General features: G+C 38.4%; 14 protein-coding genes. 1 reads left to right on the forward strand and 13 read right to left on the reverse strand.

Features of this window, described 5'->3' with window-relative positions:
* On the forward strand, positions 1-295 hold a 295-nt coding region (tnpA, locus tag ACPYKA_RS05525), incomplete at its 5' end, for an IS200/IS605 family transposase (RefSeq protein ID WP_479541390.1).
* A 306-nt stretch (positions 296-601) separates the two neighbouring features.
* On the opposite strand, the gene moaA is transcribed toward tnpA, so the two are convergent.
* From moaA to ACPYKA_RS05590, 13 genes are all read right to left on the reverse strand, one after another.
* The gene (moaA, locus tag ACPYKA_RS05530) at positions 602-1,612 is read right to left on the reverse strand and encodes a GTP 3',8-cyclase MoaA (RefSeq protein ID WP_479541391.1); all 1,011 of its coding nucleotides are present in this window, start codon (positions 1,610-1,612) and stop codon (positions 602-604) included.
* Positions 1,597-2,187, reverse strand: coding sequence for a molybdenum cofactor guanylyltransferase (locus ACPYKA_RS05535; RefSeq protein WP_479541392.1), 591 nt, complete (start codon positions 2,185-2,187; stop codon positions 1,597-1,599). Before ACPYKA_RS05535 ends, moaA begins: the two co-directional genes overlap by 16 nt.
* A gap of 69 nt (positions 2,188-2,256) precedes the next feature.
* The gene (gene mobB / locus ACPYKA_RS05540; protein ID WP_479541393.1) at positions 2,257-2,754 is read right to left on the reverse strand and encodes a molybdopterin-guanine dinucleotide biosynthesis protein B; all 498 of its coding nucleotides are present in this window, start codon (positions 2,752-2,754) and stop codon (positions 2,257-2,259) included.
* Complete coding sequence (locus ACPYKA_RS05545) at positions 2,742-3,992, reverse strand: molybdopterin molybdotransferase MoeA (protein ID WP_479541394.1); 1,251 nt, start codon at positions 3,990-3,992, stop codon at positions 2,742-2,744. Before ACPYKA_RS05545 ends, mobB begins: the two co-directional genes overlap by 13 nt.
* 91 nt (positions 3,993-4,083) lie before the next feature.
* A complete protein-coding gene (locus ACPYKA_RS05550) occupies positions 4,084-5,574 on the reverse strand; it encodes a nitrate/nitrite transporter (RefSeq protein WP_479541395.1) in 1,491 nt (496 codons plus the stop codon).
* Positions 5,575-5,605: 31 nt separating this feature from the next.
* Positions 5,606-6,133: a hemerythrin domain-containing protein gene (locus ACPYKA_RS05555; protein ID WP_479541396.1), complete on the reverse strand. Its 528-nt coding sequence runs from the start codon at positions 6,131-6,133 to the stop codon at positions 5,606-5,608.
* Positions 6,134-6,148: 15 nt separating this feature from the next.
* Complete coding sequence (locus ACPYKA_RS05560) at positions 6,149-6,784, reverse strand: response regulator (RefSeq protein WP_479541397.1); 636 nt, start codon at positions 6,782-6,784, stop codon at positions 6,149-6,151.
* Positions 6,781-7,806, reverse strand: coding sequence for a sensor histidine kinase (locus ACPYKA_RS05565; RefSeq protein ID WP_479541398.1), 1,026 nt, complete (start codon positions 7,804-7,806; stop codon positions 6,781-6,783). Before ACPYKA_RS05565 ends, ACPYKA_RS05560 begins: the two co-directional genes overlap by 4 nt.
* Before the next feature lie 35 nt (positions 7,807-7,841).
* Positions 7,842-8,306, reverse strand: coding sequence for a GAF domain-containing protein (locus tag ACPYKA_RS05570; RefSeq protein WP_479541399.1), 465 nt, complete (start codon positions 8,304-8,306; stop codon positions 7,842-7,844).
* Positions 8,307-8,330: 24 nt separating this feature from the next.
* Positions 8,331-9,032, reverse strand: a complete 702-nt coding sequence (narI, locus tag ACPYKA_RS05575; protein ID WP_479541400.1) for a respiratory nitrate reductase subunit gamma — start codon at positions 9,030-9,032, stop codon at positions 8,331-8,333.
* A complete protein-coding gene (locus ACPYKA_RS05580) occupies positions 9,025-9,597 on the reverse strand; it encodes a nitrate reductase molybdenum cofactor assembly chaperone (protein WP_479541401.1) in 573 nt (190 codons plus the stop codon). The genes narI and ACPYKA_RS05580 overlap by 8 nt, the downstream gene beginning before the upstream one ends.
* Positions 9,590-11,197, reverse strand: coding sequence for a nitrate reductase subunit beta (gene narH / locus ACPYKA_RS05585; protein WP_479541402.1), 1,608 nt, complete (start codon positions 11,195-11,197; stop codon positions 9,590-9,592). Before narH ends, ACPYKA_RS05580 begins: the two co-directional genes overlap by 8 nt.
* On the reverse strand, positions 11,187-14,719 hold a 3,533-nt coding region (locus ACPYKA_RS05590), incomplete at its 5' end, for a nitrate reductase subunit alpha (protein ID WP_479541403.1). The genes narH and ACPYKA_RS05590, both read right to left, overlap by 11 nt.

Consider the following 14,719-nt stretch of genomic DNA (forward strand, 5'->3'; position numbering starts at 1 on the left):
AGAGGTAGCTGAAAATCTATTTACTAAATGGAATTGTGAAATTTTGGAGATAAACTCTGATAAAGATCATTTGCATATTTTATTTGAGGCACCACCACAGATAAATTTAGCGAACACAATTAATAGTTTTAAAACGGTAACTTCTAGGTATATTAGAAAAGAATTTACGGAATTCCTTGCAAAATATTATTGGAAGCCTTATTTTTGGAGTCGTAGTTATTTAATTTTAACAACAGGCGGAGCTCCTATAGAAGTAATAAAAAAGTATATCGAAAATCAAGACCGCGAAGGCTAACCCCCACTAATTGCTAACGCAATTTGAAAGGGACTGCGCCTTCGCTTTTTTGTTCAAACGAGCGCGATTGTTAGATAAAAGATACGAGTTATCTCCCTTGTATCTTTTTTATTTTGAGCAGGGAACAAGAGCACCCACCGAATTCGACAACAGAAACGTATGATCAAGTACACCGTAAATATCAGTTATAATCACGAGACTACGCGCATAAGTCATCTACCTACCCATTTTCTGAATACAAAAATCGGAGAATAACAATCATTTTGATTTGCTTCCCCGATTTGTAGACTGTTTATTGGTCGCCAATTATCCTCCAATATAACTCATATTAATTTTTTTACGATTTTTGGCGGTTTGTTCTGTTCGCTCATCTGAATACCGATCGGTACGTTGTGCCCATATAGATGTTACCGCTTCCATTATCTCTTCTTCTGACTTACCTGAACGGATTAACTCTCTTAAATCAAATCCTGAGGATGCAAATAAACAAGTATACAGCTTGCCATCAGATGATAGCCTTGCTCTTGTACATGAAGAACAGAATGATTCAGAAACAGAGGTAATAAATCCGACCTCTACTCCGTTATCTTTATAGCGATAGCGCTGGGCTACTTCTCCAAAATAATCAGGATCTACCGGCTCCAAATCAAATTCACTACGCAATAGCTCATATATCTCTTTTTTGGAAACGACTTTGTCAAAACTCCAAGCATTATCATTTCCAACATCCATAAATTCAATGAACCTAAGTGTTATCCCACGCTCTTTAAAATGCATCGCCATCGGCAAAATTTCCTGCTCATTGACCCCTTTTTGAACGACCATATTTACTTTCATTTGAAAGCCCATTTCTTTAGCAAGTTCAATATTTTTAAGAACAATTTGTGGGTTTGTTCCACGACCATTCATTTCACCAAATACGAATGGATCGATGGCATCTAAACTTATATTCAATCGGCGTAAGCCCGCTTCATACAATTCTTTTGCATAACGACCTAATAAGACACCGTTTGTCGTTAACCCTATATCGTCAATTCCTTCAATTTCAGTTAATTTTCTAACAAGGTCTGGTAATTCACTCCGTAAAAGTGGTTCTCCACCAGTTAGTCTTAACTTTTTCACACCTAGATTCGCGAAAATGTTAGCCAAAAGCGAAATTTCCTCAAATGTTAGTAATGCATCTTTCGGTAAAAAAGCATAATTGTCTCCGAAAATTTCTTTTGGCATACAGTACGTACAACGAAAATTACACCGATCGGTAACCGAAATACGAAGATCACGGATCGGCCTTCCAAACTTATCTACAATGGCTTCCATTTTCTCATCTCCTTATCTTCTTCAGGTGTATTGACATTTATAAAAAAATTGGGTGAACACGCCAAATGACTTCCATCAACTTGGGCCATATCCGTTTTTTCTAACACATCCGTCATTTTAAGTTCTCTTTTTTCTAACGATTCACGGATTTTACTTTTTACATTTTTATTCCATACCGACACAAGTGGTTGTAAATGCCCTTCAGATGTAGCGACAGTAACTTCTTTTGTATGATAGTTAATAAGCTCTTTCAAAATTGAAGAAGTTATGAGCGGCATATCACAGGGCAATACGACATATTGATCAGCATCTAATGCTTCCATAGCAGAATAAATCCCGGCAAGCGGACCAAATCCAGAATACTTTTGTATATCCACAATAACATGATATTCTTTCGGAAACCAATCAATAAATTCGTTCCTAGTCACCACTATGACTTCATCACATACTGAATGTAGCGTTTCATACACAAGTTCATGAAAATTTTTCCCATTCATTTCAGCAAATGCCTTTGGTGAGCCGTACCTTCTAGATAATCCACCGGCTAATAAAATACCGACACGCTTTTTACTCATATAAGACTTCCTTTATAGTATTCTTTCTATTCTACCATATTGCACGCTTAAATATTTTATGCGAAAATGCTATGTTGCAATCCAATCCAACAGCCAGGCATCCAAAGCTTTTGTTTCATTGCGAGATTCTATTTGTTCGTATGTACTCGTAGATTCCAGACCGATCACTAATACAATTCCTTCTATACTTTTAAGTTCCTGCCAATCCACCTCATTTCGAACAAGGACGACCTTTTCACCTTGTTCTGCTTTATATCCCTCTATTAAAACGACATCAGGATCATTCCAAACAGCGAGTTGCTTCAATTCTTTAAAACTTGCTTCACGATTGATCATATGCTGGGTAAAACCACCACCTGCCACTAAAGAAACATCCGCGCCACTGTATAAATATTGCATGGAATCTTTTTTCGCATCAGGCATATCGAGTGTTGCCCCATGCCCATGATGCTTTACGACAGAAACATTGTAACCTTTTTCCTTTAATAACCGAACCCATCTATTAATCAATGTTGTCTTGCCGCTATTTTTAAAGCCGACTATATGAAGTGTTTTTACAGATCCCATGTAGCCACCCCAAGCTCTTGACCAAGTAGTAAAATATCTACTTCCATTCCCTTCTTAAATCCTTCCGTTTCACTTGGCAAAACAATTATACAATTTCCTCTTGCAATGGAAGAAACGGCATTTGACTTATTGAAACCTGCTGGTACAACAATTGGTCCACTAGCTCCCATTTCCCATTTTGCTCGGATGAATCTTGTAAAAGGATTCTTTTTGGGAAAATCTTCTCCCAATCTAGCTTTCATTCTAGGGATAAATGGCGAGGTACTGCCCATCATTTTTAAAATGGCTGGTCGAACAAATAATTCAAATCCTGTAAAACATGCCGATGGATTTCCAGAAAGCCCAAATAAAAATTTATTCCCAAGCACTGCCACAGTTGTTACACTTCCAGGTCGCATCATCACTTTATCAAATAACACGTTTGCCCCGAGGCGTTCATAAATCACTGGCAAATAATCGTAATCTCCAACTGAAACACCTCCAGTTGTAATGACAATATCCGATTCCGTCAATGCCTTTTCAACAAGTTCCGTACAAGCATCCAAATCATCTTCCATCATGCCAAATGATTTATATTCAATTCCCATTCGGTCTAACTGGCCTTGTAACATTGGCCCATTTGAGTTCCGAATTTTTCCTGGTTTAAGGGCTTCACTTACATCAAGCAGTTCGGTACCAGTTGAAATAATACTCACTGTCGGGCTTTTAGAAACGTTAACATTTGCATAACCAAATGTTGCCAGGAGTGCAATTGTCCCTGGATGGATAAAAGATCCTGCCTCAATAAGTATTTTACCTTGTTTTGCGTCCTCCCCTTGAAAAGAAATATTATCATTTTTTTTATAGACTTTAGTAATTGTAAATCCTTCATCTGTTTCTACTGTTTCTTCAAGCATAACAATCGCATCTGCATTCTCAGGTAAAATCGCACCTGTCATAATGCGATAAGCTTCCTTTTCCCCAAGTGCTCGCTCTCCGATATGTCCTGCACCAATCTCTCCAATCACAAGAAAAGCTTTTGGTCGTTCCGCCGTAGCATTTACCGAGTCCTCTGCCCGAATTGCATATCCATCATAAGCAGAACGATTAAATGGTGGGACATCATGTTCTGCGATAATTGGTTCAGCAAGAATCCTTCCGTACGCATGCTCAAGAGGAATCGTTTCCGTTCCTACTAATTCACAATGATCGATGACAAGTTGCACTGCTTCTTTCACTGGTATCGGTTTTCTTAACATCCCCGTTCATCCCCTTATCAGCTCTTTATCTTGACTATACTATAATTATCCAAATGACGAAAGGCTCCCGGCAAAATTCCGGTCGCCTTTTTTATAAATCCGTTATATCACTAAACGTACCGACATATCGAACGACATCTCCGGATTCGTCTTTCACTGTACTTATCGACAATAATTGCAAATACTCTTCGCCATTTTTCTTTTTATTCCAAATTTCTCCTTGCCACAATCCTTCATTTGTAATTTGACTCCACATTTCTTCATAAAATGCTTTATCTTGCCGGCCTGAACTTAGCACGTTAGGATTTTTTCCGATTACTTCCGCTTCTTCATAGCCAGTTAACTGTGTAAAAGCTGGGTTAACGGAGACAATTTTCCCTGCTGAATTTGTAACAATTATACCTTGCCCCGTTGAATCAAATACCTCTTTGGATAGCGTTAAACGATCCATATAATAGAGCCATAAGACAAGGACTAAACTAACGAGTGCTACTTGGGAGAAAGCCATAAACCCGATTGAATAGGAACCTGTTATCGTAAAAATGGTCGATAATAAGAGTGGTGGGAAAAACCCGCCAAGCCCTCCCATCATCGATACGATTCCATTTACAGTCCCTGCTTGTTTACTGAAGTAAAACGGAACGAGTTTGAATATGACACCATTTCCAATTCCAGCTGCAAGTGCAATGAGCAAGCTACCAACCGTATATAATCCGATAGCTGGAGAAAATGCCAAAATAATTGCCGCGATCGTTAATCCTGCAAAAACTGCCATTAAAATAAATAACGGTTGAAATTTATCCGCTAACCAACCACCGATAGGTCTTACTGCTGTCGCAATCACAATAAACCCAGCTGTCCTTAACCCCGCATCAACTTTGTCAAGTGCAAAAAAATCAACAAGAAAACTTGGTAAAAATACGGTAAATGCTACAAAAGAACCGAATGTAATGAAGTAAAACAAAGAGAAAAACCACAACTTTTGATCTTTATAAACACTTTTAATCTGTTCCATAATTGGTTCTTTTGATCTTGGTTCTTTTCGGTCACCAAGGAAAAAGTTAAGGACGATGAAAAAAAGCAGCAACACTAAGTATAATCGAATGGTTAAAGGCCAGCCAAATTGAGCAGCCACTACGGGTGCCGCAAACGTGGAAATTGCCGTCCCAGCATTCCCCATTCCATAAATACCATTGATCAATCCATGTTTTTCTTTTGGGTAATATTTTGGTAAGGATGTTACCCCTACAGAAAATATTGCTCCACCTATCCCTAGAAAAGTACCCGCAATGATTAAGTCCGTCATCGTTTTTGCGATACTTAAATAATAAACGGGAAACAACAATAAAATAAAGCTAACAGCAAAAATAATCCGTGCTCCAAATACGTTTGCATAATATCCAAGTGGAATTCTTAACACAGACCCGAGCACAACAGGTATGGCTGTAACGATTGCTACATTTTCTGGTGCAATCGCAATATCCTCACGAATAAATGGTAACAAGGAGGAAATTAGCACCCAGATCATAAACCCGACAACTAAGTTGGATGTTTGTAGTGGTAGTTGAATTTTTCTAATCATTCATATCAGCTCATTTCTCCTATTATGAAATCTAAATGATTGAGGAATATAGATTCTCAAATAAAGCATATTGTTCATTCGGCTTTAATATTTCTTCCACCATTGGAAAGATAACCGATTCCTCTTTTATGAAATGAAAAGTTATTATTTCAAACGCTTCACCTGCATCTTGGACAATTTCCTTCATTTGTTGTAAAGATAGATGAACTAAATCCCCTTCTGTATGATGAAGAAAGTGTTCAATATACGCAGCTATCTCTTCGTGTTCCTCTTCTACCGCAACGACAGGCCCTTGTTCATCACCTACATATTGCACAAGTTTGGAAAATAAGTATTTTTCCTCTTTTTGAAAATGTTTAACTAGCACTCCTTTAAAATGTGCTAACTTAGAACGTAAATCTAGTAAAGCTTTATGCCCTTCAGCAACCGAATAAACATTTCGTTCAAAATATAATACAATTGGATGCCATTGATCCATCATATATCGTAATAAATGGTGTTCATTTTCGATCACTCTTAAAGCTGGTAGATCAAATGTAAACGCTGTATATCTTTTCATCTTCCCACCACCTCTTCAAAAGTTTAACAATTTCTTTTTGAGCGCATATTCGACAAGTTCAGGTCTACTTTTTAAATTTAGTTTTCCCATTATATTCGCTTTATGTACTTCGACTGTTTTAACAGAAATAAAAAGTTTCGCAGCGATTTCTTTATTCCCGTATCCTTTTGCAGCTAAAGGAAGTACTTCCAACTCACGTTGTGTTAATAGCTGAAAAGGGTTAGCGTCATTTTTATTTAAAAATTCACGTACAAGTGATGGAGCCATGGAAGGATCAATATAAGTCCCTCCCATATAGACGGTTCGAATAGCAGTCAATAACTCCTCATCAGGTGCCTTTTTTAACACATATCCAGATGCCCCACTTTTTAATACGTTGTATAAATATTCTTCTTCTGCATACATCGTCAAAATGATAATTTTTGTTTCTGGAATATTTTCTTTAATCTTACCAGTTGTAATAAGCCCACTTTCCCCTGGAGGCATACTTAAATCTAACAATAAAATATCCGGTTTATATTTTGCAGTTAGTTCATATGCTTCACGTCCATCAGCAGCTGTAGCAATCACTTTCATATCCTCTTGAAAATTAAGTAAATGCATAAATCCACTCCGTACAACAGCATGATCATCCGCAATGATTATTTTCATTGTTGCCTGCCTCCTTGAAGAGGAACTTCCAAAACAACCATCGTACTTTCGCCTATAGTAGATTGAATATCTAGATTTCCTTTAACCAACTCGGCTCGTTCTTTCATTCCATATAGTCCAAGCCCTGTTCCTTCGGGATTTATATTATCTATTGAAAATCCACACCCTTTATCTAAGACAGATAAACGTAAGCACTTGTCTTGTTCTAAAATTTCAACATATACTTCATCAACGTCTGCGTATTTTAAGGCATTTAATACTGCTTCTTGACAGACCCGATAAACTACTGTTTCAATTTCTTCTTCGTATCTCTTTGATCCAATATTTGAAACAAAATGGATCATTAGTCCGTAATTTTTTTCAACTGTTTTAAAATGTGCCCGAAAAGCGGCTTCAAGTCCAAGATCATCTAATGTCGACGGTCTTAGTTCAACAGATAAATGTTGAATATCCTCTAGGAGTCTCATAAGCGTCCCTTCAGTTTTGCGAACTTTAGCTATAATGCTCTCGTCAGAGGTCATATACTTTAGTACCCGAATATCAACAAGTAAGCTGAGCATTTCTTGGGCTACACTATCGTGAAGTTCTCTTGAAATACGTTTTCTTTCCTCTTCCTGCGCTTTTAAAATCTGATTTACTTGTAATTTTTCATGTAATAATTCGTGTCTTTTCATTTGTTCTGATAAATCACGTAGCATTAGTACACGAATCCCATTTTCCGAATCAATCGTTTGAAAGCTTGCAGTATAGGGGACAACTCCCTTGTTTATCGTGTCCAAATATACTTGAAAAGAAAGGAACTCTCCACTAGAATTTATAACATAACATGATTTACATGTACGTAATTCCTCTTCAGTCGTATACCCTTGACAAGTCCCACAAATTGCATTTGGTTTTCCTAAAAGCATGCTATGGAAAACATCATCTTTTAAAATATCCTTTGCAGCCTGATTCATCGCAATTACTCTATTACTCGAATCAAAAATAAACATTTTTTCATTTGAGTTATTAAATAGATTCATTACTATTTCTTCCAAAGGAATTTGCGATATGTTTATCAACTTTTCTTCAACTCCTTATTCTCTAAGGAACCAAATTCCGATTTCACTTCACTTTTAAATCGTTCTATTATTTCATACGTCATTTTATTTTTCGTCCTAAACCCGGCCAATAAGACTCCAATTACTTGCTCTTCTTTAAAAAGGGGTAAGGCTCCTAAACTCTTTAAGCCTTCAGCCATAATGATTGGATACTTGTGAAAATCTGACTGTTTTATTTCTTCATCAACATTAATAACAAAAGCTGGTCTTCCCGTCTTTAATACTTGCCCTGCCAGTCCTATTCGCGTCTGTAAAACGATACGCATATAACGCATTGAACGATTACCAGATGCGTACACAGACTTTGTGTTTATATCCATCTCATATCTTTGAAAAAAAGCTAATTTAATAAAATCGAACTCACACTGATTTCTTATGCTTTCAATTTTATTTTGAATTATCGTATCCAATCGTGTAACCATGTGTAAAAAACCTCCTGCTAAACACTAGCTCGTCTTCCTTTTTCGTGAAGGCTGTTCATGCCTTCTATATAAAATATAACTGCGACCAACATAATTTAAAGGGACACTCCATACGTGAACAAGTCTTGTAAATGGCCAAATGGCAAAAATTAAAAAACCGGCTAAAACATGCAGTTTAAATGCTACTGGTACACCAAGCATTAATTCCGCATTTGGCTGGAGAGTAAATAATGACCTGAACCAAACGGAAAGAGAATCACGATAATCAAAACCTGGTACTAAATTATTTGTGACAAGCGAGGCATAAACACCGATAAACACAATGAAAAGTAGTAATGTATTAACAATTAGGTCTGATGCAGAAGATAAATGTCGGACTGTTTTCTTCGTAAATCGCCTCGAAGTTAGGATGAACATTCCTACAAAAGTTACTAATCCAAAAAATCCACCTATCCAAACGGCACCAAAATGATAAAGCTGGTCACTAATTCCAAGTGCTCGCGTCCATGTCTTAGGAATACCAAGTCCTGACACATGCCCTAAAAAAACCGGAATAATTCCAATATGAAATAAGAAGCTTCCAATCATCAATTGCTTTTTTTCTATGAATTCACTAGATTTTGCGGTCCATCCAAACTGATCGTAGCGATATCTAAAAATATGTCCAACAATAAAAACAACGATACAAGCATACGGAAAAATAACCCACAAGAACTGGTTAATCATTGGCAGGAACCTCCTTTGGGACAATACAGGCTTTGAATGCCTCACGCATCCCTTTGATTAAATGGTAATAAGGACTTTTATATTTCTCTAACGCATTCATCAAATGATAAGATCCATCTTCTAGCACTGCAAGTAACAAGGAAAAACTCGTTTGTGCACGAGGGTCTCCTTTCCATTCTGCCGCATAAACAAATTCACACATAAGTGGTAATAAATCAGCCAGTTCCCCTTTAGGCATATGTAAACCAAACATTTCATATAACACTTTCAGACGAGCTAGCATTTGCCCTCTTTCCTTGGAATCTTCATATTTTACATAAGTCATGAATAATGTTGCGTCCCGTTGAAAGTCAAAAATCTCTGTATACATCGTTTGCAGTTCAGCTAAACTTTTATCCTTCATTATGTTCCAGTATTTATTTATTTCAACATAGCTTGGATGCGTTGGAGGAATCTCTTCCCCCAACCGCTCCAGATAAAACGGTGATGTTTCAGGATACGACAAATGCTCGGAAAAAAAGTGGAAGATACGTTTTTCTTCATAAAGCTTATCGAGATCAATCACGCCAAATCCCTCCGTAAAAGTTCTCTTTATAAATATCTTCTCCTGTCATCCCTTGTTGCTGTGGGGAAATTGGACCACAACCACTACAATCACCATTAGAATCAAACATCGAATAACTGTATTGATTTTGATCAGGCATGCCGATTCCACTACCCATCTCGTCATATCCTGCTGATCCTTGGGAGCGGTATACGTTCATTTGTGCTTCTTTATGGGAGGTTGGGATAACGAAACGATCTTCATATTTGGCAATCGCAAGCAAACGATACATTTGCTTAGTCTGATGAGCGGTTAAGCCAACTCGCGCCAATCGTGACTCATCAAAGTCTTTCCCAGAAGAAATTGCTCTCATGTATGAGCGCATCATTGCCATACGTTGCAAGGAACCTTTTACCGTTTCTGTATCCCCGGCAGTTAACATATTTGCTAAATATTGAATCGGTATCCGCATCTCTTCAATTGCTGGGAAAATCATGTCTGGATTTTTAATCGAGTCTTTCCCTTCAAAATAATTCATAATCGGACTAAGTGGTGGTACATACCAAACCATTGGAAGTGTCCGATATTCTGGATGTAATGGAAATGCCAGTTTATGTTCAATCGCAAGTTTATAGACAGGCGAGTTTTGTGCCGCTTCAATCCAATCTTCGGCAATCCCGTCTTTTCTAGCTTGCTCCATTACTTCCGGGTCATGCGGATCCAAAAACAGATCACATTGTGCTTTGTATAGATCTTTTGGATCTGGTGTCGATGCAGCTTCTTGCACACGGTCTGCATCATATAAAAGTACACCTAAGTAGCGAATTCTCCCTGTACACGTTTCTGAACATACAGTCGGAAGTCCTGACTCAATTCTTGGGAAACAGAACGTACATTTTTCCGCTTTATTTGTCTTCCAATTAAAATATACCTTTTTATAAGGGCAACCTGTCATGCAATAACGCCAGCCACGACATGCATCCTGGTCAACAAGTACAATCCCATCTTCATCGCGCTTATACATTGCTCCAGATGGACAAGATGCAACACAGCTAGGGTTTAGGCAATGTTCGCATAGTCTTGGTAAATACATCATGAATGCCTGTTCAAAATTAAATTTAATTTCTTCTTCAATTTTTTCAATATTCGGATCTACTGGTCCGGTTACATGCGCTCCAGCCAATTGATCCTCCCAGTTCGGTCCCCATTCTGGATCTATATATTCACCCGTTATAGAAGACTTCGCACGAGCAACCGGAGTATGCTCCACATCTTCTGACATCGTTAAATTTTCGTAGTCGTATGTCCATGGTTCATAGTAATCTTTCATTTCCGGCATATCTGGATTATAAAATATTTTCCCTAATGCAATTTTAGAAAGTTTTGAACCTGATTTTAACTCCAATTTTCCGTTCTTAAGTCTCCAACCGCCTTTATACATTTCCTGGTCTTCCCAACGTTTCGGATAGCCTATTCCAGGCTTTGTTTCCACATTGTTGAACCACATATACTCCGCACCTTCACGATTTGTCCACGTCGTCTTACATGTAACACTACATGTGTGACAACCGATACATTTATCCAAATTCATTACCATTGCAATTTGCGCCTTAATCTTCAAGCCAATTTACCTCCTTCATTTTCCGAACCGCAACATATTCATCTCGTTGATTTCCAATTGGTCCATAATAATTAAAACCGTAACTGAGTTGTGCATACCCACCAACCATTTGGGTTGGCTTCATATGAATTCGGGTCGGTGCATTATGGCTTCCACCACGTGTATCTGTTAATTCAGAACCCGGCATATGAACATGTTTATCCTGGGCATGATACATAAACATCGTCCCTTTAGGCATTCTGTGACTGACAACCGCACGTGCTAACACAACACCGTTCCGATTGTAGACTTCCAGCCAAGCATTATCTTCAATATCATGTTCCTTCGCATCTTGATCTGAAATCCAAACAGTTGGACCACCTCTAAACAATGTCAGCATATGCTGGTTATCTTGATAGGTAGTATGGATATTCCATTTTCCATGTGGTGTTAAATAACGTAAAACGAGCGCATCTTGCCCACCTTTAATTTCTTTATCACGAGATCCAAATACCATTGGCGGCAATGTTGGTTTAAAAATCGGTAAGGATTCGCCAAATTCCATAAACATTTCATGATCTAAGTAGAAATGTTGTCTGCCTGTTAATGTTCTAAATGGTACAAGCCGTTCAATATTTGTCGTAAATGGTGAATAACGTCGTCCTAACTTATTCGATCCACTAAATACCGGTGTCGGAATTACTTCTCGTGGTTGTGCAGTGATGCTTTGAAAGGTAAAACGTTCCGCAGCACGATCCGCTGAAATATCCTTTAATTCCATCCCTGTATCGTCCTCTGCCGCTGCAAATGCTTTTTGTGAAACGCGTCCATTTGTTGCAGAGGATAATGTTAGCATTGCTTCAGCTACTTGTTTTCCAGTATGAAGTTTAGGTAAACCATTTTTAATCGTATCATCAAAATGAACCCCATTGATGCCTTTTAACATGTCATACTCTTCTTTAACCGAAAAGTTTACACCGTGTGCACCAACTTTTCCTGTTTCAATATTCGGTCCAAGCGAAACATATTTATCATAGATTTTTGTATAATCCCGTTCGACAATTTGCATTCCTGGCATTGTTTTACCTGGAATAGCTTCGATTTCACCCTTTTTCCAATCTTTCACTTCTCCATATGGTTGGGCAATTTCTTGCGGTGAATCATGCCCAAGTGGCGTTGTTACTAAATCTTTATAAATTCCTGGAAGATGCGTTTTTGCCATTTCAGAAAACTCTTTTGCAATCGTTCGGTAAATATCCCAGTCAGAACGTGCTTGCCATAAAGGGTCTACCGCTCTATTAAATGGATGCACAAATGGATGCATATCTGTAGAGGATAAATCTTCCTTTTCATACCAAGTTGCCGCTGGAAGAACGATGTCCGCATAGATTGGCGTCGTCGTCATTCTAAAATCTAAAGCGACTAACAAATCTAATTTTCCTTCTACTTCTTCACGCCATTCTATTTCCTCTGGCTTCATTTCTTCATTAGGTTGAGCAAACAAATTTGATGTCGATCCAAGTAAATGTTTCATAAAGTACTCTTGTCCTTTAGCGGAACTAGAGATTAAGTTCGAACGCCAAACAAATAAAGTTCGTGGAAAATTCTCAGATGCATCAGGATCTTCAATAGCGAATTTTGTTTGACCAGTTTTTAGTTGTTCAACTGTATGTCGAATGATTTCTTCATCTGTTTTCTTACCCGCTTTTGCCGCTTCTTCTGCAAAAAGTAAACTATTTTTATTAAACTGCGGATAAGACGGTAACCAACCTAGTCTTGCTGCAAGCACATTATAATCTGCCGGATGTTTATACCTGGAATTCCCTCCTAATGGTGACTGTAATGAATCCGTGCCCGCCTCCTCATATTTCCATTGATCAGTAGCAAAATAGAAGAAAGATGTCGCATTTTGTAGTCTAGGTGGCGCTTGCCAATCTCTAGCAAAAGCAATATTATTCCAACCTTCAATCGGTCGACATTTTTCCTGACCTACATAATGAGCCCAGCCACCACCATTTACTCCCTGGGAAGCAGTTAACGTGACTAAGTTTAAAATCGCTCTATAGATGGTGTCACTATTAAACCAATGGTTTATTCCTGCCCCCATAATAATCATGGAACGTCCGCCTGTATCTAGTGCATTTTGGGCAAACTCGCGGGCAATCTGGATAACCAGTTCAGGTTTAACATTTGTAATTATTTCTTGCCATGCAGGTGTGTAAATGGATGTTTCATCATCATACCCATTCGCCACATGTTGTGCACCTTCTCTTTTTACACCATACTGACTAAGCATTAAATCATACACTGTTGCAACAAGGCACGTCGAACCGTCAGCAAGCGTAACCTTTTTCACTGGAATTGAACGAGTAAATGTTCCGTCTCCTTGATCATTGAAAAAAGGGAAAACAATGTCCGTCCACTCCGCACCATGATCGACCACTGACATAGCAGGATCAATCAATGTTCCATCTTCATTTTCTAAAATTAAATTCCATTTCGCTTCTTCTTCCCAGCGCTGCCCCATCGTTCCGTTTGGGACTATGATATTTTGCGTATTTCCATCAATAATGACAGGTTTCCATTCTGCATTGTCGGTCTCAACACCCAAATCACTCGCACGCAAAAAACGCCCCGCTTTGTATGTATCTTCATGCTCATCCAACATAATTAGAAAAGGCATATCTGTATATTGCTTCGCATAATTAATAAATGTTTCTTCTTGCCTCTTCACGTAGAATTCATCTAAAATAACATGGGTCATTGCTTGTGCTACCGCTGCGTCCGTTCCAGGATTTGCAGCAATCCAGTCATCTGCATGAGTAACACTTTCCGCATAATCTGGTGCAACGGAGACTACTTTTGTCCCTTTATAACGAACTTCAGTTAAAAAATGTGCATCAGGCGTTCTTGTTAATGGCACATTCGATCCCCACATAATAATATATCCAGCATTAAACCAATCACTTGATTCCGGTACATCGGTCTGTTCGCCCCAAATTTGCGGTGAAGATGGAGGTAAGTCAGCATACCAATCATAAAAACTTAACATTTCTCCACCCAATAATGATAAAAACCTAGCTCCTGAAGCGTAACTAACCATTGACATTGCTGGAATTGGTGTGAACCCAGCAATTCGGTCTGGTCCGTATTTTTGAATTGTATAAATTAATTGCGCGGCAATTAGTTGGGTAGCATCACGCCAACTAACTCGGACATGCCCACCTTTCCCGCGTGCTTGTTTATATGTACTAGACTTTTCTTCATCTTCTACAATGCTCGCCCATGCTTTGATAGGATCTCCGTACTCCTGTAAAGCTTTTTGCCACATATTCCATAGCTTCCCACGCATATAAGGGTATTTCACTCGAAGTGGACTATATTCATACCACGAAAAGGAAGCTCCACGTGGACATCCTCTTGGTTCAAATTCTGGCATATCTGGTCCACAGGAAGGGTAATCAATTTGTTGATTCTCCCAGGTAATTACACCGTTTTTTACGAACACTTTCCAGCTACATGAACCTGTGCAGTTAACCCCAT

The organism is Pseudogracilibacillus amylolyticus (SeqCode) (genome assembly GCF_051918545.1).
Taxonomy (GTDB): Bacteria; Bacillota; Bacilli; order Bacillales; family Amphibacillaceae; genus Pseudogracilibacillus.